Source organism: Bradyrhizobium sp. USDA 4503, assembly GCF_054055815.1.
Genome location: NZ_JBSRXS010000001.1, coordinates 6,564,503 through 6,585,751, shown reverse-complemented (window position 1 = coordinate 6,585,751; position 21,249 = coordinate 6,564,503). Strand labels below are relative to the sequence as shown.

20 protein-coding genes are annotated in these 21,249 nt (G+C 66.2%); 10 read left to right on the top strand and 10 right to left on the bottom strand.

The annotated features are described in order from the left end of the window. Positions 1–5 precede the first annotated feature (5 nt). Complete coding sequence (locus ACVMIH_RS31285) at positions 6–542, top strand: invasion associated locus B family protein (RefSeq protein WP_253625069.1); 537 nt, start codon at positions 6–8, stop codon at positions 540–542. A 118-nt stretch (positions 543–660) separates the two neighbouring features. Here ACVMIH_RS31285 and ACVMIH_RS31280 read toward each other — a convergent pair whose 3' ends face one another. From ACVMIH_RS31280 to ACVMIH_RS31270, 3 genes are read right to left on the bottom strand one after another with little or no spacing between them, the layout of a single operon-like run. Then, entirely contained in the window at positions 661–1,260 is a 600-nt protein-coding gene (locus ACVMIH_RS31280; RefSeq protein WP_253625070.1) for a TlpA family protein disulfide reductase, read from the bottom strand. A 35-nt stretch (positions 1,261–1,295) separates the two neighbouring features. Beyond that, the gene (locus ACVMIH_RS31275) at positions 1,296–1,799 is read right to left on the bottom strand and encodes a DsrE family protein (RefSeq protein WP_229191376.1); all 504 of its coding nucleotides are present in this window, start codon (positions 1,797–1,799) and stop codon (positions 1,296–1,298) included. Positions 1,800–1,809: 10 nt separating this feature from the next. Further along, positions 1,810–2,202: a DoxX family protein gene (locus ACVMIH_RS31270; protein WP_057016074.1), complete on the bottom strand. Its 393-nt coding sequence runs from the start codon at positions 2,200–2,202 to the stop codon at positions 1,810–1,812. 132 nt (positions 2,203–2,334) lie between these two features. On the opposite strand from ACVMIH_RS31270, the gene ACVMIH_RS31265 reads away from it, so the two are divergent. From ACVMIH_RS31265 to ACVMIH_RS31245, 5 genes are all read left to right on the top strand, one after another. After that, positions 2,335–2,790, top strand: coding sequence for a winged helix-turn-helix transcriptional regulator (locus ACVMIH_RS31265; RefSeq protein ID WP_082653702.1), 456 nt, complete (start codon positions 2,335–2,337; stop codon positions 2,788–2,790). Positions 2,791–3,063: 273 nt separating this feature from the next. Then, positions 3,064–4,488 carry a metalloprotease TldD gene (gene tldD / locus ACVMIH_RS31260; protein WP_028334625.1) on the top strand — a complete coding sequence of 475 codons (1,425 nt, stop codon included), beginning with the start codon at positions 3,064–3,066 and terminating at the stop codon, positions 4,486–4,488. Continuing rightward, complete coding sequence (lepB, locus tag ACVMIH_RS31255; protein WP_016847099.1) at positions 4,488–5,258, top strand: signal peptidase I; 771 nt, start codon at positions 4,488–4,490, stop codon at positions 5,256–5,258. Before tldD ends, lepB begins: the two co-directional genes overlap by 1 nt. Before the next feature lie 108 nt (positions 5,259–5,366). Further along, positions 5,367–5,714, top strand: a complete 348-nt coding sequence (locus ACVMIH_RS31250; RefSeq protein WP_057016172.1) for an MmcQ/YjbR family DNA-binding protein — start codon at positions 5,367–5,369, stop codon at positions 5,712–5,714. Beyond that, positions 5,711–6,277, top strand: a complete 567-nt coding sequence (locus ACVMIH_RS31245) for a nucleotidyltransferase family protein (protein ID WP_057016071.1) — start codon at positions 5,711–5,713, stop codon at positions 6,275–6,277. Before ACVMIH_RS31250 ends, ACVMIH_RS31245 begins: the two co-directional genes overlap by 4 nt. A gap of 103 nt (positions 6,278–6,380) precedes the next feature. On the opposite strand, the gene ACVMIH_RS31240 is transcribed toward ACVMIH_RS31245, so the two are convergent. The 3 genes from ACVMIH_RS31240 to ACVMIH_RS31230 all read right to left on the bottom strand — a co-directional run bounded on the left by ACVMIH_RS31240 (position 6,381) and on the right by ACVMIH_RS31230 (position 9,067). After that, positions 6,381–6,935, bottom strand: a complete 555-nt coding sequence (locus tag ACVMIH_RS31240) for a PAN domain-containing protein (protein ID WP_057016070.1) — start codon at positions 6,933–6,935, stop codon at positions 6,381–6,383. Between the two features lie 143 nt (positions 6,936–7,078). Continuing rightward, positions 7,079–8,449: a glutamate--cysteine ligase gene (locus tag ACVMIH_RS31235; protein WP_057016069.1), complete on the bottom strand. Its 1,371-nt coding sequence runs from the start codon at positions 8,447–8,449 to the stop codon at positions 7,079–7,081. 93 nt (positions 8,450–8,542) lie between these two features. Continuing rightward, positions 8,543–9,067, bottom strand: coding sequence for a MarR family winged helix-turn-helix transcriptional regulator (locus tag ACVMIH_RS31230; protein ID WP_057016068.1), 525 nt, complete (start codon positions 9,065–9,067; stop codon positions 8,543–8,545). Between the two features lie 130 nt (positions 9,068–9,197). On the opposite strand from ACVMIH_RS31230, the gene gstA reads away from it, so the two are divergent. Next, positions 9,198–9,815, top strand: a complete 618-nt coding sequence (gstA, locus tag ACVMIH_RS31225; RefSeq protein WP_057016067.1) for a glutathione transferase GstA — start codon at positions 9,198–9,200, stop codon at positions 9,813–9,815. 158 nt (positions 9,816–9,973) lie between these two features. Next, a complete protein-coding gene (locus ACVMIH_RS31220) occupies positions 9,974–10,360 on the top strand; it encodes a hypothetical protein (RefSeq protein WP_245311319.1) in 387 nt (128 codons plus the stop codon). A gap of 305 nt (positions 10,361–10,665) precedes the next feature. Here ACVMIH_RS31220 and ACVMIH_RS31215 read toward each other — a convergent pair whose 3' ends face one another. The 4 genes from ACVMIH_RS31215 to ACVMIH_RS31200 form a co-directional block, all read right to left on the bottom strand. Continuing rightward, the gene (locus ACVMIH_RS31215; protein ID WP_057016065.1) at positions 10,666–12,879 is read right to left on the bottom strand and encodes a 3-hydroxyacyl-CoA dehydrogenase NAD-binding domain-containing protein; all 2,214 of its coding nucleotides are present in this window, start codon (positions 12,877–12,879) and stop codon (positions 10,666–10,668) included. Between the two features lie 19 nt (positions 12,880–12,898). Beyond that, entirely contained in the window at positions 12,899–14,107 is a 1,209-nt protein-coding gene (locus tag ACVMIH_RS31210) for an acetyl-CoA C-acetyltransferase (protein ID WP_057016171.1), read from the bottom strand. A gap of 138 nt (positions 14,108–14,245) precedes the next feature. Continuing rightward, positions 14,246–16,033: an acyl-CoA dehydrogenase C-terminal domain-containing protein gene (locus ACVMIH_RS31205; RefSeq protein WP_057016064.1), complete on the bottom strand. Its 1,788-nt coding sequence runs from the start codon at positions 16,031–16,033 to the stop codon at positions 14,246–14,248. 107 nt (positions 16,034–16,140) lie between these two features. Next, complete coding sequence (locus ACVMIH_RS31200) at positions 16,141–16,557, bottom strand: nuclear transport factor 2 family protein (RefSeq protein ID WP_456864517.1); 417 nt, start codon at positions 16,555–16,557, stop codon at positions 16,141–16,143. 158 nt (positions 16,558–16,715) lie between these two features. Here ACVMIH_RS31200 and ACVMIH_RS31195 point away from each other — a divergent pair, with 158 nt between their 5' ends. Both ACVMIH_RS31195 and ACVMIH_RS31190 read left to right on the top strand, forming a co-directional pair. Continuing rightward, the gene (locus ACVMIH_RS31195) at positions 16,716–17,303 is read left to right on the top strand and encodes a PadR family transcriptional regulator (protein ID WP_057016062.1); all 588 of its coding nucleotides are present in this window, start codon (positions 16,716–16,718) and stop codon (positions 17,301–17,303) included. A 367-nt stretch (positions 17,304–17,670) separates the two neighbouring features. After that, complete coding sequence (locus ACVMIH_RS31190) at positions 17,671–21,231, top strand: tetratricopeptide repeat protein (protein WP_168858473.1); 3,561 nt, start codon at positions 17,671–17,673, stop codon at positions 21,229–21,231. The last annotated feature ends 18 nt before the right edge of the window (positions 21,232–21,249 follow it).

Sequence of the window (21,249 nt, the reverse complement as noted above, 5' to 3'; positions counted from 1 at the left end):
CCCGGATGGGCGCTTCGAACATTCGTTTGACGATGGCCAGCCGGCTCGGCGGCCTCGCGATTCTGGCCCTCTGCCTCGGCCTTTCTCTTGGCCTGACCCAGCCGGCGAACGCGCAAGGCGCGGTGCGCTCGGTCCACGGCGACTGGCAGATCCGCTGCGACACTCCGCCCGGCGCCCAGGCCGAGCAATGCGCGCTGATCCAGAGCGTGGTAGCGGAAGACCGCTCCAATGCCGGCCTGACCGTGATCGTGCTGAAGACCGCCGACCAGAAGAGCCGCCTGATGCGCGTGGTCGCGCCGCTCGGCGTGCTGCTGCCCTCCGGCCTCGGCCTCAAGCTCGACAATCAGGACGTCGGCCGCGCCGGTTTCGTCAGATGCCTGCCCAATGGCTGCGTCGCCGAGGTCGTGATGGACGACAAGCTGCTCGGCCAGCTCAAGAACGCCAAGACCGCGACCTTCATCATCTTCGAGACGCCCGAGGAAGGGATTGGCTTTCCGCTCAGCCTGAATGGCCTGGCGGAGGGGTATGACAAATTGCCCTAGCGGCGCCGAGCGGCACAGGAAAGTGTAGCCCGGATGGAGCGCAGCGCAATCCGGGGCCGCCATCATCGCGGATTGACCAGTCCCGGATTGCGCTGCGCTTCATCCGGGCTACGCCATCTCAACGGACGCCGGCGTAATAGTCGAACAACGCGATCGCCTCCGTGGACAGCCAGTCCGCCTCACCCGTCATGTAGCCTTCGACCTGCCCGGTGATGCCGATCAAAAATGAGATCGGCATGCCGTAGAGCGCGAACGGCGTATCGACCTCGGCGGCGTCGACGCGCGAGACGAGACCACCGGGATCGAAGCCGATCGCGAGGTGGCGCAGCTTGAGCTGCTTGACGTAGGGCGCGACCGGCGCGCGGTTGCGATCGGTGCTGATAGCGACGACCACGAGATCGCGACGGCCGCTGGCGGCAAGGCGGTCCAGCATCGGCAGCTCGGTCCGGCACGCCGCGCACCAGGTGGCCCAGAAGTTCACCAGCACCATCTTGCCTTTGAACGCCGTGAGATCGAGCGCGCCGCCGGCGAGCGCCGGGATGGCGACCGGCGGCACCGGGCGGGCGCCTTCGACCTGCGTGAACTGATGCCGGATGGTGCCGAATTGCGGCGGTCCCGACGCTGCGCGCGCAGCTCCGGTGGGCATTGCGAGCGAGGCGCCGGCGCCAATCATGCCGGCAACGACCGCGCGGCGCGTCGGTGCGAGAGCTGACGTCATGACAAGTTCTCCGCTTGGCTTGATGGCCACATCGCTCAGGACCGGATGTAGGACCAGCCGGCTTCCTGCAATTCGATGATGCGCCCGGGCCCGTTCGGCACCAGGTCGACATGATCGAGCAGCACCAGCGGATGTCCCTCGGCGCGCTCCATGCCGAGCTTGGTGGCTTCGCAGACAACCAAGCGGATGTCGGGCGTGAGCCCCCGCACCACCCGCAGCAGATCCTTCACCGGCGAGGTATCGGCGCGCAGCATGTGGACGCCAGCATTGTAGGCGACGACCTCGATCTCGAACGGCTCGTTGCGCTCCCGATAATATTTCGGGAGGTTGAGCGCGGTCGAGATCAGCGCCCGCATCGTGGTCGGGTCGTCGCTGTTGATCGGCAGCACAACGTGGTGCACGCGCGGCTCGGGCTTCTTCGGCTCGGGCTTCGAGACCGCCGCGACCGAACCGGTGAGCAGCATTGTCGCGGCGAACGGCACCGCGAAGGCCAGCACCAGCCCGGTCACGACCGTCAGCGTGCGGCGAGAGATGCGCATCGCGCTCGCCTCACGGCGCGCTCGCGAGCAGGGCGAACTGGCTACGCTTGGCGTAGGCGACGATCACACTCAATGTCAGCAGCACGAGGGCGGGCACCGGCGAGCCGCCGATCACGAACAGATGCGTGATGGTGGCGCCGACCATGATGCAGCTCAGCAGCACGCCGCCGAACGCCGCGACCGGGGGCAGCAGGATCAGGACCGCGCCGAGCAGCTCCAGCGATCCGGTGAAATAGCGGAACCACTGACCGAGCCCAATATGCTCGAATTCCTCGACCAGCATAGGCACACCGTAGAGCTTGGCGGCGCCAGCGGCGGCAAAGGCCAAAGCGAGCAGTCCCCTGACGACCCAGAGGCTGACGGATTTCCAGCGCGACGGCGCCGCGGCAACTGCAACTGACATTGATGACTCCCGAGTTGTTCGTAAGGCCGGACCGCGGCCACCCGACCGATCGGCGGCTGGCCCGCGGCTTTCGGTGGTCTAAATTCGGGAGTAAGATGAAAAGAACAAGTAGGATGCTTTTTGTGAGGTAGTATGAAAAAACTGACTATTGAGCCCGCCGAGCCTCCGATGGCGTCCGAGCCGTGCAACGGCGACCTGTCCGCGCAATTTCATCGCGCGCTGTCGGTGCTGGCCGGGAAATGGAAGGGCGACATCCTCTGGCAATTGGTCGAGCGCAAGCGGCGATTCGGCGAGCTGCGCCAGTCGATCCCCGGCGTAACCCAGCACATGCTGACCACGCAGCTGCGCGATCTCGAGGCCAACGGTCTCGTCAAGCGCACGGTCTATCCCGAGGTGCCGCCTCGGGTTGAGTACGAGATGACGCCGTCCGCCAAGGCGCTCAAGCCGGTGTTCGACGAGCTGTACCGGTGGGCGCAGGAGCATGGCTTTCCGACCTCGGCACAAGGCACCGCGCAGCCGAAGCCGCAATCGGCCGATGCAGCCGAGCGCGAAAGCCAGCCGCGGAAGGCGGATCGGCGCTCAAGGTGATGACGACAAGGTGACGAGCCCGACGGGGCACTGTGATCGACCGCATAGCCGCAGGCACTCCCGGTTTGCCACCCCAACCACTATCTTTGATGATCGCCGTCCGGGCCTGAACCGGGACCGGTACAGGTTTCCGGGTTGTAAGATGAGTTTTCCGCTCGTCTCTGCTTCAATCCCCCGAAATCCTTGGCTTCCGGGTTCCCCACTGGCAATCAGTTGCGCTTCAGGCAAGGATGACGAGGAATCGCCAAGCAATCGCATTGCGTCGGAGTGACCATGACCAATCCCGCCACGACCTCCCTGCTCGACCGCGCCAATCTAGACCGCGATGCTGTCCGCCGCGAGGTGTCCCGCGGCCTTGAAGGCGCCGACGACGGCGAGCTGTTCCTGGAGTTCGGGCAGACCGAGGCGCTGGTGTTCGACAACGGAAGGCTGAAGCAGGCGACCTATGACACCTCGCAGGGCTTCGGCCTGCGCGCGGTCAAGGACGACGCGGTCGGCTATGCGCATTCCTCCGACGTCTCGATCCCGGCGCTGATCCGCGCCGCGGATGCGGTCGCGGCCGTGCGCGGCGGCTATGCCGGCACTTTCGCCGCGGCGCCCGCCCACACCAACATCAAGCTCTATGGCGACGAGAACCCGCTGGACGGGCCGGCATTCGAGGCCAAGGTCAAGCTGCTCGGCGAGATCGACGCCTATGTCAGGGACAAGGACCCGCGGGTGCGTCAGGTCTCGGCCAGCCTCACCGCGACTTGGCAGGTGGTCGAGATCCTGCGGCCCGACGGCGAGAGCTATCGCGACATCCGCCCGCTGGTGCGCGTTAACATCTCCGTCGTCGCCGGCCAGGGCGACCGCCAGGAGAGCGGCAGCAAGGGCTATGGCGGCCGCGAGGGCTATGCCCGCTTCATCGAGACCAAGGCCTGGCGCGACGCCGCCGACGGCGCGCTGCGCGAGGCGCTGGTCAATCTCGAATCGGTGCCGGCGCCCGCCGGCGAGATGGACGTGGTGCTCGGCGCCGGCTGGCCCGGCGTGATGCTGCATGAGGCCGTCGGCCACGGGCTCGAGGGCGACTTCAACCGCAAGCAGACCTCCGCCTTTGCCGGCCTGATGGGCCAGCAGGTCGCCGCCAAGGGCGTCACCGTGGTCGACGATGGCACCATGGCCTCGCGCCGCGGCTCGCTCTCGATCGACGACGAGGGCACGCCGACCAACCGCACCGTGCTGATCGAGGATGGCATTCTGGTCGGCTACATGCAGGACCGCCAGAACGCCCGGCTGATGGGCATGAAGCCGACCGGCAACGGTCGTCGGCAGAGCTATGCCCATGTGCCGATGCCGCGCATGACCAACACCTACATGCTGTCGGGCGACCGCGACCCGGCCGAGATCATCGCCTCGGTGAAGAACGGCATGTACGCCGCCAATTTCGGCGGCGGCCAGGTCGACATCACCTCGGGCAAATACGTGTTCCAGTGCACCGAAGCCTACAAGATCGAGAACGGCAAGCTCGGCGCGCCGCTGAAGGGCGCCATGCTGATCGGCAACGGACCGACCGATCTCCACAGGATCACCATGATCGGCAACGATCTTGCGCTGGATACGGGAATCGGCACCTGCGGCAAGAACGGCCAGGGCGTGCCGGTCGGCGTTGGCCAACCGACGCTCAGGATGGAACGGATTACGGTCGGAGGAACGGGCTAGTGAGCAGCGGAAACGAAGTCGTGACGGCCAAGCCGACCAGCTGGCGCGGGCAGGCCGTGCAACTGGCCGCGATCGTGGCCGTCGTGTTCCTCGCCAAGGGCGCGATCGCCGAGCCGTTCTACGTGCCGTCGGGATCGATGGAGCCGACGCTGCTGATCGGCGACGCGCTGGTCGCCTCGAAATATCCCTATGGCTACGGCGCGGCCTCACTGCCGATCCAGATCACGCTGCCTGAAACCGGCCGCGTGTTCGGCGAGACGCCGAAGCGCGGCGACGTCGTCGTGTTCCGCTGGCCGGGCGACCGCTCGCAGGCCTGGGTCAAGCGCGTGGTCGGGCTGCCCGGCGACCGCATCCAGATGCGGCAGGGTCAGCTCTTCATCAACGATCATGCGGCGACGCTGAAGCCCGACGGCACCGGCTTCGCCGAAGACGATCGCGGCGGCGGCGAGGAGGCGTATCGCTATATCGAGACGCTGCCGAACGGCGTCAACCACGCGATCTTCAAGATTCGCGACAACGGCCGGCTCGACAACACCCAAGAGGTGACGGTGCCGCCGGGCAAACTGTTCGTGCTCGGCGACAACCGGGACAATTCCGCCGACAGCCGCGTGCCGGTGCGCGACGGCGGTGTCGGCCTCTTGCCGATCGACAATCTGATCGGCCGCGCCGACGCCGTGGTCGGCTCCTGGGACCTCGGCATCCGCAGCCAGCCGGTCTGGACCTGGCTCTCAGGCTTCCGCCTCGCGCGCTTCTTCACCTCGGTGCAGTAGACGCGTAGCCTGGATGGAGCGCAGCGCAATCCGGGATCTCCCACTCGGCAAGATGTCCCGGATTTCGCTTCGCTCCATCCGGGCTACATTCCTTGTGGGATGATAGTCGTGACCTTCGACGACATCAGGCACATCGCGCTGGCATGGCCGGAGGTCGAGGACGGCTCTTCCTACGGCACGCCGGCGCTGAAGGTGCGCAACAGGATGCTGGTGCGGCTCAAGGAGGACGGCGACAGCCTGGTGATGCCGGGCGTGCCGGCGGAGGAGCGCGACGTGCTGGTCGAGCATCAGCCCCAAGTGTTTTACTTCACCGATCACTACCGCGATTATCCGACCGTGCTGATCCGCCTGTCCAAGGCCAAACGCGCCACCGTCGAGCCGTTGCTGCGCCGGCACTGGCGCACGCTGGCATCGAAGAAGGCGGTCCGGGACTACGACGCGACCGCCTCGTCGTGACGCAGGACGAATTCCTCGCAGCGGCGCTGCGCAACCCGGCCAATCAAGCCATCACCGACGAGCTGCACCGCCTCGGCCTGCCCGATGCGTGGCTGGTCGCCGGCTGCCTAGTGCAGACCGTGTGGAACGTGCTGACCAGCCGGCCGCTCGATCATGGCATCAGCGACCACGACATCTTCTATTTCGATCCGGATACCTCATGGGAGGCCGAGGACGCCGTGATCCGCGAACTCAAGGCACGGCTTGGCCATCTCGGTGTCGCGATCGAGGTGCGCAACCAGGCCCGCGTCCATCTCTGGTATCCCGACAAGCACGGCCTGCCCTACCCGGCGCTGTCGCGTTCGACCGACGGCATCGATCGCTTCCTCACCGAAAACACGCAGATCGGCATCCGCCGCACCACGCGCGGCTATGACGTCTATGCGCCGAACGGTTTCGACGATGTCGCCGGCATGATCGTGCGGCCGAACCGGACCGCGAACTTTTCGCCGGCGAACTATGCGACGAAGGCGGCGCGCTGGAAGGCGCTCTGGCCCGAGATCACGGTGCTGCGGGCGGAGTAGCCCGTCGTCGCGTAGCCCGGATGAAGCGCAGCGAAATCCGGGGCAGGCCCATCCACGGTGAGCGCGGTCCCGGATTACGCTTCGCTCCATCCGGGCTACGGATTCACCGCACCACGCCCGACGTGAACCCCGCCTTGCGGCGCGGCGGCTTGATCTCTTTCTTCAGGAAGCAATGCGCGTCGCGGCCGGCATAGCCGGGCCGGGCGTAAGTCCATGCGCGGCACTTGTTGTCGGCGGTGCAGGCGGCCTGACAGGCCTCGTCGCCGTCGCTGCTCTTCAGCTCGAAATTCTTGTAGTCTCCGCCGAGGCGGTCGATCGAGGTTTCGATAGCGCCGTTGCGCGGTTCGACCACACCCGCGCCGCGCACCCCGGAGACGCAGCAGACGTTCTGCACCCGCGGCGGCACGGTGCTCTTCAGCCAGCACACCGCGCCGTTGTTGGCGTCGGTCGGATAGTTGAAGCTCCAGGCGCGGCAGCGGCGGTCGCGCTCGCAAGTCAGCGCGCAATCGGCCGGATCGCCCGTCGCCACCGGCGCGTTGAGATAGTCGCCGCCGGGGCGGTCGAAATTGGTCTGCGCCAATGCCGGGCGCGCGACGACCGCGGCCGCAAGGACCGCAAACATCACCACACACGCCCTAAAGAGGCGGCCTATCCCCATGAGATTGCTTTCAAATTCGCGCAGCCCCGCGCGTTTCGCGGGGCGTCATTTGAACGCCATGAACCTGTACGGCTGATGAACGGCGGCTGCGACACCACCGCCGTCCGCGCGCGCCTCACGCCCGGATTGGGGCCGAGCGGGGATTAGAAGGCGTATTCCTGGTAGGCCGGTTCCACCGAGCCGTTCCAGGGACCGTTGAACTTCTCCAGCATCTCCTCCGCCGGCGAACGGCCGGCCTCGATGATACGCTCGAGCGGTTCGAGGAAGCGGCTCTCGTCGCGTCCGAGATGATCGATCCGGCCGCGCCGCCGCAATCCGGCATGCGACAGGATCAGGCACTCCTTGGCGATCTCGAACAGATAGCGGTCCTTGATCCGCGACTTGAAGCCGAAACGCGGCACGTCGTCACGCAGGGCCTGCCGCTCCGGCGCGGTCCAGTGGCGGACGATGTCCCAGGCGGCATCGAGGCTGTCATTGTCGTAGAGCAGCCCGACCCAGAACGCCGGCAGCGCCGGCAGCCGGCCCCACGGTACGCCGTCGGCGCCGCGCATTTCGAGGTAACGCTTCAACCGCACCTCGGGGAAGATCGTCGAGAGATGATTGGCCCAGTCCGACAAGGTCGGGCGCTCGCCCGGGAAGGCGGCATTCTTGCCGGCGAAGAAATCCCGGAACGAGGAGCCGGAGACGTCGATATATTCCTCGCCGCGCTTGACGAAATACATCGGAACGTCGAGCGCGTAATCGACATAGCGCTCGAAGCCCATGCCGTCCTCGAACGCGAACGGCACCATGCCGCTGCGCGCATTGTCGGTGTCACGCCAGATCTCGGAACGGAACGACAGGAAGCCGTTGGGCTTGCCTTCGGTGAACGGCGAATTGGCGAACAAGGCGGTCGCGATCGGCTGCAGCGCCAGCGACACCCGCAGCTTCTTCACCATGTCGGCTTCGGAGGAGAAGTCGAGATTGGTCTGTACCGTGCAGGTCCGGAACATCATGTCGAGGCCGTATTTGCCGACCTTCGGCATGTAGTTTCGCATGATCTTGTAACGCCCCTTGGGCATCACGGGGATCTGCGCGCGCGACCAGGACGGCGTCATGCCGAGGCCGAGGAAGCCGATGCCGAGCGGGGTTGCGATCTCCCGCACCTGTGCCAGATGCGCCATCAATTCCGACTGGGTCTGATGCACGGTTTCGACCGGCGCGCCCGACAATTCGAACTGCCCGCCCGGCTCGAGCGAGATCGCGCCGCCGCCGGTGACGTCATAGAGGCCGATGATGTTGCCGCGCTCCATGATCGGCTCCCAGCCGAGCAAGAGCTTCATGCCCTCGAGCAGCGCGCCGATGCCCTTGGCGCCTTCATAGGGCACGGGCTGATGGCCCTCGAGCGTGAACGGAGTCTTCTCGTGCTCGGTGCCGATCCGGAATTCGGACTCAGGCTTCACTCCGGCTTCAAGCCACGCCACGAGTTCGTCGCGCGACTGCAGCGGCGTCATGTCGATCTGGTCACGCGCCATAGATAATCCAACTCAAGGGCGCTTCGATCGAAGGCGCGCGGTGGCAGGGACATCCGCGCGCCACTACGGCTGCGGATGATGGAATCAGCAATATCATCGGGCAGGCACACCGTCTCGCGCGGGCGCAGCCTTGCTATCAGCCTTGGTCTCGTTCTTGACGTCGCCCTTGGCGTCGCCGCAGGCGCAGCCGAGCCGGTCGAGCAGACCGCAGAGCCTGGTCGCGTCGGCGTCGGACAATTTGGAGCCGACATGCTTGTCGATCGCGGCGGAATAGGCGTTCCACATCTTCTTCTGCAGCTCGCGTCCAGCGTCGGTGATCTCGACGAACTGGCCGCGCTTGTCGATCTTGCATTCGCGCCGGGCGGCGAGCCCCTCGTCGACCAGCTTGTCGATCAGCCGCGAGGTCGAATATTGCGGGATCAGCATCTGGCGCTCGAGCTCGACCGGGCGCAGCTCGCCCGACGGTGCGCGCGACAGCTCGAGCAAGGCGTCATACCAGGCGAGCGGCGGAAAACCGGCCTTCTTCAAATCCTGCTCGACGCAGTCCAGCACCCGGCTCGGCACCCGCATCAGACGGATCCAGGCGGCCGTCGCCTCGCTCGATAGCTTGCGTTTCATGGTCTAGCTCATAGGGTCCCGGCACCGACTGTACCGCACTGAATGCATCTGCATCAATCTTGACTATTTCATGCAGGCGCATGTAGGCAATCCCTCTCCGGACGCCAAGAACAAGGGAAGGAATACCCCTATGAAGCTTTATTACACCCCCGGTGCCTGCTCCCTCTCCCCCCATATCGCCCTGCTCGAGGCCGGGCTGCCCTACGACCTGGTCAAGGTCGATCTCCGCGCCAAGAAGCTCGAAAACGGCGACGATTTCCTCCAGGTGAACCCCAAGGGCCAGGTGCCGGCGCTGGCGCTGGATACCGGCGAGATGGTCACCGAGGGGCCGATCATCATCCAGATGATCGCCGACAAGGCCGCCGATAAGAAGCTGGCGCCGGCGCGGGACTCCAACGAGCGCTACAAGCTGCTCGAATGGCTGAACTACACCACGACCGAGCTGCACAAGAATCTCGGCCCGATGTTCTCGCCCGTGCTCGCCGACGACGCCAAGGCCTTCTTCAAGGACCGCGCCATGGGCAAGTTCAAATATGTCGAGAGCCAGCTCGCCGGACGCGACTATTTGATGGGCAACCAGTTCACGGTCGCCGACGGCTACCTCTTCACCATGATCATGTGGGCGCAGGATCGGCTCGGCTTCGACTTCTCCGGCCTGCCGAACGTGACCGCCTACAAGGCCCGCGTCGCGGCGCGCCCGAAGGTGCAGGAGGCGCTGAAGAAGGAAGGCCTGCTCAAGGCGGCCTGAGCTCGCTCACAGCGACCGCGATAGAGCCGGGTCGGCCGATCCGGCTCTTTTTTGTTGTGGGTTCGCCGATCCTCTCTCTCGACACCGGAGGCGGAACGTCTCAATTTAACCTGCATTAAAGCGATTAATACTAAGTCGGTGTAGTTCCGGCTGAGGGCGTGGCCGTCCTTGTTCGAGCGATCCAACTGACCGACTATGACCTGCGGCGCGCCCTCCGCTCCAACTGGTCTAAAAATGTGACGATCGCCTTTACCCTTTTATTGACCAGCACCCTGGTTGGGCTGGCAACCAGTTTGTACTTTCGGGTTTGGACATTGATGCTGGAGTCGCCGCTGGTCGCGGTGCTCGCGGCGATCGTGCTCCAATCCGACGGCTTTTCCTTTGCCACCGGCGCGCCGGTCGTCGTCGCCTGTCTTGCCTTCAACCAGTTCGCCTATCTCGCCGGCGCCTGGCTCTCGCCGGAGACTGACGGCTCAATGGCGGAAGAAATTGACGGCCTGCCAGACCGTCGCGGCGAGCACAATATCCGCGGCCAGAACGAGTAGCGCGAGGCCGGCCCATGACGGGCCTTTGCCCCGCAGACGCAGCGGCTTCCACCGCCGCGACGGCGGCAACGAAGGCAACGGATCCTTCGCCACGACCTCCGCGGCATTTTCCCCGAGCGCAGAACTCATCGCACGACACCCTCACGCTGATCGTCGCCCCGGCGATCGACGAGCAAGAGTGATGCCAGCAGAGTGGTGCCAGTGGGGAACGAGCGTGGCGGGACTTTGACGCGCATGACCGTCGCACAACAGGATCAAGTCGGATCGATGACCGGCTTGATCCTGCGCGAGTTCGCTTCAGAAGTTTACGCCGCCTGCTTCTTCGGCGGGAAGCGGCCGTAGAAGGTTTCGCCCTTGGCGGCCATCTCCTCGAGCAGCTTCGGCGGCGTGAAGCGCGAGCCGTACTTCTTCTCGAAGCTGTGGCAGAGTGCGACGAAGTTCCTGGTGCCCATGAAGTCGATGTAGGACAGCGCACCGCCGGTGAAGGGCGCGAAGCCGAAGCCGAGGATCGAGCCGACATCGGCCTCGCGCACGTCGGTGATGACGTGATCCTCGACGGTGCGCGCGGCCTCCACCGCCTGCACCACCAGGAAGCGCTGCTTCAATTCCTCGACGCTGAGCGTGTCGGGATCGAGCTGCTTCGGCTGCAGATTGGCGAGCCCCGGCCACAGGCTCTTCTGGCCCTTGCCCTTCTCGGGATAGTCGTAGAAGCCCTTGCCGTTCTTGCGGCCGAAGCGGCCCTGCTTCTCGACCATCTCGACCATCAGCTTCTTCTGCGCCTGCTCGATCGCGTTGGGGCCGAGATCGGCCTCGGTCGCCTTGGTGATCTTCAGGCCGAGATCGAGCGCGACCTCGTCCTGCAGCGACAGCGGCCCGACCGGCATGCCGGCCATCTTGGCGGTGTTCTCGATCATCGCCGGCGGCACGCCCTCGAGCAGCATCTCGTTGCCCTCGGAGATGTAACGCATCACGCAACGGTTGGCGAAGAAACCCCTCGAGTCGTTCACCACGATGGGCGTCTTGCCGATCGCGCGCACATAGTCGAGTGCGGTCGCCAGCGCGACGTCGCCGGTGTTCTTGCCGAGGATGATCTCGACCAGCATCATCTTCTCGACCGGCGAGAAGAAGTGGATGCCGATGAACTTGCCCTGGTCCTTGAACTCCTCGGCCAGCGAATTGATCGGCAGCGTCGAGGTGTTGGAGGCGAAGATCGCGCCCGGCTTCAACAGCGGCTGGGCCTTGGCATAGGTATCCGCCTTGACCTTGCGATCCTCGAACACCGCCTCGATGACGAGGTCGCAGTCCGAGATCACGTTGTAGTCTGATGTGGCCGAGATCCGCGCCAGGATGGCATCGGCCGCGTCCTGCTTCATCCGTCCCTTGGCGATCAGGCCGTCGACCACGGTCTTGGCGTGGCCCTTGCCCTTGTCGGCGCTTTCCTGGTCGCGATCGACCAGCACGACGTCGATGCCGGCCTGCGCCGAGACATAGCCGACACTGGCGCCCATGAAGCCGGCGCCGATCACGGCGAGCTTCTTGACCTTGGTCGGCGGCACGCCCGCCGGGCGGCGGGCGCCCTTGTTCAGTTCCTGCATCGACAGGAACAGCGAGCGGATCATCGCCGCCGCTTCCTTCGAGCGCAGCACCTTGGTGAAGTAGCGCGACTCGACCCGCAGCGCGGCGTCGATCGGAAGCTGCAGGCCCTCATAGACGCAGCTCATGATGGCGCGCGCGGCCGGATAATTGTCGTAGGTCTCGCGGCGATAGATCGCGTTGCCGGCCGGGAACATCTGCATGCCCATCTTGGAGAAGACGGGGCCGCCGGGCAGCTTGAAGCCCTTCTCGTCCCACGGCGCGACCGCCTTGCCGCCGCCCTTGATCCAGTCCTTCGCGGCCTTGATCAGGTCGGCTGCCGGCACCACCGCGTGAATCAGGTTGAGTGCCTTGGCGCGGGTGAGATTGACCGCCTCACCCTTGAGCAGCAATTGCATCGCGTCCGCCGGCTGCACAAGACGCGGCACGCGCTGGGTGCCGCCGGCGCCGGGGAACAGGCCGACCTTGATCTCGGGCAGGCCGAGCCGGGTCTTCGGGTTCTCGGCCGCGACGCGGTAGTGGCAGGCCAGCGTGATCTCGAAGCCGCCGCCGAGCGCAAGGCCGTTGATCGCGGCGACCCACGGCTTGCCCGAGGTCTCGATCGCGCGGAACGACTGCGACATCTGGCGGCTCTGCTCGAACAGCATCTGGTTCGCGGCTTCCTCGCCCTTCTCCTTGAAGAGCTGCGCGTAAGAGTGGTTCATGCCCTCGAGCATCGAGAGGTCGGCGCCGGCGCAGAACGCCTCCTTCGCCGAGGTGATCACGACACCCTTGATCGCAGGATCGCTGGTCGTCTGCTTGATGATCTCGCCGATCTCCTGGGTCGAGATCTCGTCGAACACGTTCATCGAACGATCAGGGATGTCCCAGGTGACGAGCGCAATGCCGTCGGCGTCGACGTCGAACTTGAAATTCTTGTAAGCCATGTTGCTCGCTCCCCTCGCCTCAGACGCGCTCGATAATGGTGGCGGTGCCCATGCCGCCGCCGATGCACAGCGTCACGAGCGCGGTTTCCTTGTTGGTGCGCTCGAGCTCGTCGAGCACGGTGCCGAGGATCATCGCGCCGGTCGCCCCTAACGGATGGCCGAGCGCGATCGCGCCGCCATTGACGTTGATCTTGGCGTTGTCGATGTCGAACGCCTGGATGTAGCGCAGCACCACCGAGGCGAAGGCCTCGTTGAGCTCGAACAGGTCGATGTCCGACTTCTTCATGCCGGAGCGCTCGAACAGCTTTTCGGTGACGTCGACCGGGCCGGTCAGCATCATCGCGGGCTCCGAGCCGATATTGGCGAATGCGCGGATCTTCGCCCGCGGCTTCAACCCGTGCTTGGCGCCCGCCTCCTTGCTGCCGAGCAGCACGGCGCCGGCGCCGTCGACGATGCCGGAGGAATTACCGGCGTGATGCACGTAATTGACCTTCTCGACCTCGGGATGCGACTGGATCGCCACCGCGTCGAAGCCGGCCATCGCCGCCATCGCCGCGAAGGACGGCTGCAGCTGCGCCAGCGACTGCATCGTCGTGGTCGGGCGCATGTGCTCGTCCTTGGCGAGGATGGTCAGGCCGTTGACGTCCTTGACCGGCACCACCGACTTGCCGAAGCGGCCCTCGTCCCAGGCCTTGGCCGCGCGCTGCTGGCTCTGCACCGCGTAAGCGTCGACGTCGTCACGCGAGAAACCGTATTTGGTCGCGATCAGATCGGCCGAGATGCCCTGCGGCATGAAATAGGCCGGCACCGCCATCGAGGGATCCATCGGCCAGGCGCCGCCGGAGGCGCCGATGCCGACGCGGCTCATCGATTCCGCGCCGCCACCGATCACGAGCTCATGCTGGCCGCTCATGATCTGGGCTGCGGCGAAGTTCACGGCATCGAGGCCGGAGGCGCAGAAGCGGCTGATCTGCACGCCCGGCACCTTCTCGCCGAGGCCGGCGTTCAGCGCCGCGAAACGGGCGATGTCCGAGCCGGCCTCGCCGACCGGGTCGACCACGCCGAGCACGACGTCGTCGACGGAGTCCTCGGGAAGACTGTTGCGCTCCTTGAGCGACTTCAGCGGCACCGTGGCGAGCGCCAGCGCGGTGACCTCGTGCAGTGCGCCGTCGGCCTTGCCGCGGCCGCGCGGGGTACGAACGTGATCGTAGATGTATGCCTCAGGCATGACGCCCTCCTTGATATGAGGATCATAATATATACGGAAGGACACGCCGCCGCAGCCGTGCGGCGGCAATTTTTCAAGGCTTTCTTGTTTGACGCGTTTTCTTCACGCGAACCGGTCTCCACTTCGCTGGAAAACGCTTCAGAACGCTTCCGCGGCCAATTCCATCGTGGTGGCGCTGCCGCTCTGGATCCGGGCCAGATGCACGGCGGTCTCCGGCAGCAACTTCTCCATGAAGAAGCGGCCGGTCACGAGCTTGGTGTTGAGGTACGGCGTGGTGCCGGCGGCGGCCTTGTCCTGCGCCACCTTGGCCATCTTCGCCCACATGTAGCCGAGCGCGACGAGGCCGAACAATTTCATGTAGTCGGTCGCCGCGGCGCCGGCATTGTCGGGCTTGGCCAGCGCGTTCTGCATCAGCCAGCCGGTGGCCTGCTGCAGATGGCCGAGCGCGGTGGAGAGCGGGGTGATGAACGGCTTCATAGCCTCGTCGGCACCATGCTCCTTGGCGAAAGCGCCGACCTCGCCGAAGAACGCCATCGCGGCACGGCCGCCGTCGCGCGGCAGCTTGCGGCCGACCAGGTCGAGCGCCTGGATGCCGTTGGCGCCTTCATAGATCATCGCGATGCGCGCATCGCGCACGAACTGCTCCATGCCGTGCTCGGCGATGTAGCCGTGGCCGCCGAACATCTGCTGCGCCGAGACCGTGTTGGCGAACCCGGTGTCGGTCAGGACGCCCTTCAGCACCGGCGTCATCAGGCCCATGTGATCGTCGGCAGCCTGGCGATCCCCAGCGTCGTTGGAGCGGTGCGCGACGTCGCTCTTCAGCGCGGTCCACACCACCATGGCGCGCGCTGCCTCGTTGAAGGCGCGGATGGTGAGCAGCGTGCGGCGCACGTCGGGATGCACGATGATCGGATCGGCCGGCTTCTCGGGTTCCTTCACGCCGGTCAGCGAGCGGCCCTGCAGGCGCTCGCGGGCATAGGCGACCGCGTTCTGATAGGCGACCTCGGACTGCGCGAGGCCCTGCACGGCGACGCCGAGGCGAGCCTCGTTCATCATCACGAACATGCCCTGCATGCCCTTGTTCTCTTCGCCGATCAGCCAGCCGGTGGCGTTGTCGTAGTTCATCACACAGGTGGAATTGCCGTGGATGCCCATCTTGTGCTCGATCGAACCGCAGCTGACGCCGTTGCGAGCCCCGAGCGAGCCGTCGGCATTGACCAGCACCTTCGGCACCACGAACAGCGAGACGCCCTTGATGCCGGCCGGCGCGCCTTCGATGCGCGCCAGCACCAGATGGATGATGTTCTCAGTGAGGTCGTGCTCGCCGGCGGAGATGAATATCTTGGTGCCCGTGATCTTGAAGCTGCCGTCGGCCTGGCGCACCGCCTTGGTGCGGAGCAGGCCGAGATCGGTGCCGCACTGCGGCTCGGTCAGGTTCATGGTGCCGGTCCACTGGCCGGCGACCATCTTCGGCACATAGGTCTGCTTCTGCTCGGGGGTGCCGTGCACCAGGAGCGCCGCGGTCGCGCCCATGGTCAGCCCGCCATACATCGAGAACGCCATGTTGGCGGAGATCTGGAATTCGTTGACCGCCTGCGAGAGCGTCACCGGCAGGCCCTGGCCGCCGAATTCCGTCGGCGCCGAGAGGCCGAGCCAGCCGCCTTCGGCGACCTGCTTGAAGGCGTCCTTGAAGCCCTTCGGCGTGGCGACGCTGCCGTCGTCATTGCGCTTGCAGCCTTCGAGATCGCCTGTGCGATTGAGCGGCTGCAGCACCTCTTCGCTGAGCTTGGCGGCCTCGCCGAGGATCGCCTCGCGTACATCGGCCGAGGCATCGGTGAAGCCGGGAAGATTGCCGTAGCGGTCGATCTGGAAAACGTCGTTGAGCAGGAAGCTGACGTCTTCGACGGGGGCTTTGTAGGTTGGCATGCTGGTCTCCCGGCTGGCACGTGGCCGCATATGCGACGGACGCTGCGCAGCGTGTCCTTGGGTTGTTGGAGCGGACCTTATCCGGTTCCGGAGGTCCGCGGCAGATGCTATCGCGACTGTGATTGCGACGTTGCGCCGCTTTGCTTCATCAACTCCTCGCCCATCATCCGATGCAGCAGGTTGATCGCCTTGAGCGGACGCACCATCACCTTGAAATGCGTGATCCGGCCGTCACCATCGAACGTGATGATGTCGACGCCGTTGAGCTTGATGCCGTCGATCTCGTTCTCGAATTCGAGCACCGCGCCGGTGTCATTGCGCCACTCGCCGAGATACTTGAGGGTCGGGCCGCCGAGCACCTTGGCGGCGCTGGTGAGATATTTGAAGGTGATGTCGCGGCCACGCTGCGGCGTGTGCACGACCGGACTTTCGAACACCGCGTCGGGATGCAGCAGGTCCCACAGAGCGGCGGTGTCGTGGGACTTCATGTAGGCGTACCACTTGTCGAGGCCCGGCTTGCTCATTCGGACGTCTCCTGCGGCGTGGGTTAAGAAGCCTGGACATCGGCGCACGCGACAGCGGCACGCGATCACCATATGCATATTGACGCATATGCACACTAACGCATAAAGTCAAGCGAACTTCAGAATGACCTTTTGGGGAACTGAGATGGAGGTGGGCGTTGGCACTCGGTGACGCAATCCTTGCCTGCCTCACGGAACGTCCGATGACGGGCTATGAGCTCGCCAAGACGTTCGATGCGTCGATCGGCTTCTTCTGGAAGGCCGACCATCAGCAGATCTACCGGGAGCTCTCGCGGCTGCGCGACAAGGGGCACGTCCAGGGCCGCGAGGTGGTGCAGTCCGGCAAGCCCAACAAGCTGGTCTATACCCTGACCGCCGAAGGCCGCGCGGCACTGAAGCACTGGGCAGCGCGCCCGAGCGTGCCGCCCTCGATCAAGGACGACCTTCTGGTCCGGCTCTATGCGCTCGACTGCGTCGACATCGAGCCGCTGCGCAACGACCTGATGGCGCGGCTGGAGCATCATCGCGATCGCTATGAGCGCTACGAGCGCCTGCTCAACAAGCGCTTTCCCGACGGCACCGCGCCGCCGGCCGATGTCGGCAAGATGCTCAGCCTGCGCCTCGGCATGCGCCATGAGCGCATGGTGGTGGAATGGTGCGAGGAGGCGCTCGACGCGCTCTCGGCGATGTCCGGCCGCAGCAACGTGCTGCCGCTCGACGACGGCAAGCGCGAAAGCAACGGCTAGAAACAAATCTCCAACCTCCCCTTGAAAAGGGGAGGTCGCTTTGCTCGCAGAGCAAAGCGGGTGGGGATCATCGCTCTCCACACGCAGCAGTGTGTGCGGCAAACCCCCATCCCGACCTTCCCCTTTCAGGGGGAAGGAGAAGAGGAGCAGCACCGCAGGGCATTGTCCTGATCCGGCGCAACAGGTTCCCGGATTCCCTAACTTTAGCGCCCGTCGGCCGCATTCCTTAACCCGTTATTTACCGTGACGGGAAAAAGTCAGCAGCTGAGGCAGACGCCCGGCGCAGAATTCGATTGTCTCTTAACGAGAATGCGCGGGGAGGCTGCGGGCGCAGGGTGTAGCGCCGGAGTCGGGACCGGACGGAATCATGAATTCGCGCGTATCGTGGAGTGTTGACGGCATCGATCCCTCCGTCCGCGACAGGGCCGAGGCGGCTGCGCGCCGCGCCGGCATGTCGTTGAACGACTGGCTCAACTCCACCGTCGGTGAACCGAGCCCGCCGGATTGGCGCATGGAGCAACGGCAGCCGATGCCGAGCCGGGAAAGTCGCGAGGTCGCCGATATCCACCAGCGGCTCGACGCCATCACCCGGCAGATCGAACAGATCGCAAAGCCTCTGACGCGCGCCGAAGCGGTGCGCGCCGAAGTGCCGCGCGGCCAGCCCGCCGTCGCGCGACAGCTGAACGACGCTATTTCGCGCCTCGATGCCCGGCTGTCGCAAATTTCGCGGCCGCAGCCGGCGCGCGAGCCGCAGCCACAGCCGATGCGTGAGTCGCAGATGCAGCGCGAGCCGCAGATGCATGACCGGCAACTGGAGGAGAGGCTGCGCCAGGCGGAGGCGGTCGAGCGCGCCGCAGCCCAGGTCTATCGCCCCTCGCCGCCACTGAGCCCGGCCTCGTTCGATTTCGCGATCGCGGAGATCGCCGCGCGCCAGAACGAGCTCGACGTATCAGCGCAACGCCAGATGCCGCCGCGCGGCGCGCCGCCGATGCCGCAATCGGCGCCGCCGATGGCCGCCTATGCGCCACCGCCGCCTGCCGGGCCCGACTTCTCCTCGCTCGAGCGTCAGCTGCTCAAGATCACGAGCCAGATCGAGGCGCTGCAGCGGCCCGACCATATTGAACAGTCGATCGCGGCCTTCCGCGGCGAGCTTGCGGAAATCCGCCAGGCGATCACCGAGGCGATGCCGCGCCGGGCGATCGAGTCGATCGAGAACGAGATCCGCTCGCTGCATCACCGGATCGACGAGCTCCGCCAGGAGGGCCGCAACGGCCAGGGTCAGGCGATCGCCGGCATCGAACGCGCGCTGTCGGAGATCCGCGAGTCGCTGCGCACGCTCACGCCCGCCGAGCAGCTCACCGGCTACGACGAGGCAATCCGCAATCTCGGCGCCAAGCTCGACATGATCCTGCGCGCCAACGACGATCCGTCGACGGTGCATCAGCTCGAGAGCGCGATCGCCGCGCTGCGCGCCATCGTCTCCAACGTCGCCTCCAACGACGCGCTGCTGCAGCTCTCCGGGGACGTGCATGCGCTGGCCGCGAAGGTCGACCAGCTGTCGCAGATGTCGCGCGCCGAGACCCATGGCGATGCCTTCGCCGGGATCGAGCAGCGCATTGCCGCATTGGCCTCGACGCTGGAGACCCGCGAGCGGCCGGCCGGCTACGACAACACCGATGCCATCGAAGGCGCCCTGCGCTCGCTGTCGGAGCGGATCGACCGTCTGCAGGTCGGCAACGACAGTTCGTCGGCATTCACCCATCTCGAGCAGCGCGTCTCGTATCTGCTCGAGCGCCTGGAGTCCGCCGACCAGCGCTCCGGCAATCTCGGCCGGGTCGAGGAAGCGCTGCATGACATCATGCGGCACCTCGAGGCGCAGCACGCCCACATCGCCTCGCTCGCCGACGCCGCCCGCAACGTCAACACCTCCTCGCCGCAGCCGATGATGGACAGCGGCATCGTCGACATGGTGAAGCGCGAGCTGTCCGACATCCGCTTCAGCCAGTCGGAGACCGACCGCCGCACCCAGGATTCGCTGGAGACCGTTCACAACACGCTCGGCCATGTCGTCGATCGTCTCGCGATGATCGAGAACGATCTGCGTACGGTGCGCACCGCGCCGCCTGCTCCCGCGCCGGCCGAACCGCGGATGGAAGCTCCGCGGATGGAAATGCCGCGCGCGGCGATGTCGCAGCCGGTCGCGCAGCCCAAAGCTGAAGCGTACAAGCCTGAATCGTACAGGCCCGAATTGCCCAATCCTGCGCTGGCGCAGGAGCACTTCATGTCCGCGCCGCGCGAATTCCATGCCGCGCAGCCGGTCGAGAGCGCGCCGCCGCCGCCGCCGCTGCCGCCGCGCGCGATCAGCGAGATCCTCGAGCCGCATGCGGCGTCCGCACGCGCCGCGATCGCGCCGGACCTGCCACCGGATCATCCGCTCGAACCGGGTACACGCCCCTCCGGCCGCGGCGCTTCGCCGTCGGAGCGGATCGCGGATTCCGAGCGCGCGATCTCTGATCTTCCCGCCGGCAAGAAGGAGCCGGTCTCGACATCGAGCTTCATCGCCGCCGCACGCCGCGCCGCGCAGGCCGCTGCCGCGCAACCCGTCAACGAGAAGGCGGCGCGCGCCGCGAGCAAGGCTGCAGCCAAGGCCAAGGAGAAGGCCGACAAGGCCGCGAAGGCGGCTGCCGCCAAGGCCGGCACGGCCGCGGCCGGCGCGACGGCGACTGGCGCGCCGGAGGCGCAGCCTTCGACCATCACCTCCAAGATCCGTTCGCTGCTGGTCGGCGCGAGCGTGGTCGTGATCCTGCTCTCGACCGCCAAGATGGCGATGAACCTGCTCGACACCAGCTCCGCGCCGCAGGTGCCGACGATCGAGCACAGCGAGCCGGCCACGCCGCCCATGCAGCCGCCTGCCGAGAATTCCTTCGCGCCCGCCCCGGCTGCGCCGTCCGGCGGACCCGGACCGTCAGTGCCCGGGCCGTCGATGACCTCGCCGACCCCGCTCGGCCGCCAGTCCAACAATACTCCGGCGCCGAACACGCTCGACAGCGCGCAGGTGACGATCCCACCGGCAATCGCGCCCGCACCCGCCGCCGCGCCTGAGCCGACCGCGGCGCCAACAGCCGCCGCCAACGACGTCACCGGCACGATTCCGACCGCGCCGCCGCTCGGCGGCAAGCTCGCCATGGTCCAGATCCCGGCGGGCGAGAAGCTGCCCGATGCGATCGGTGGTCCGGCGCTGCGCAGCGCCGCGATCAAGGGCGATGCGGCCGCGGCCTATGAAGTCGGCGTCCGCTTTGCCGAGGGCAAGGGCGTGACCACCAATGTCGACGAAGCCGCCAAATGGTATGCCCGCGCAGCGCAGGCCGGCGTGGTGCCCGCGATGTTCCGGCTCGGCACCTTCTACGAGAAGGGCCTCAGCGTGAAGCGCGACTTCGATGTGGCACGACGCTACTACGTGCAGGCCGCCGAGCGCGGCAACGCCAAGGCGATGCACAATCTCGCCGTGCTCGACGCCGATGGCGGCGGCAAGGGCGCCGACTACAAGAGCGCCGCGCAATGGTTCCGCAAGGCGGCCGATCGCGGCGTTGCCGACAGCCAGGTCAATCTCGGCATCCTCTATGCCCGCGGCATCGGTGTCGAACAGAACCTCGCCGAGTCCTTCAAGTGGTTCAGCCTCGCGGCCGCGCAGGGCGACGCCGACGCCGGCCACAAGCGCGACGATATTGCCAAGCGGCTCGACCCGCAGTCGCTGGCCGCAGCGAAGCTGGCGATCCAGACCTTCACCGCCGAGCCGCAGCCGAGCGATGCGGTCAACGTGCCGGCGCCCGCCGGCGGCTGGGACGGCGCGGCCGCGCAGCCCGCCGCGGCGAAGCCGGTCAAGCAGCCCTCGAAGCGGACCGCGGCGCTCGCCGCTCCAGCTCACTAGGTTCGAGACGGCTGCGGC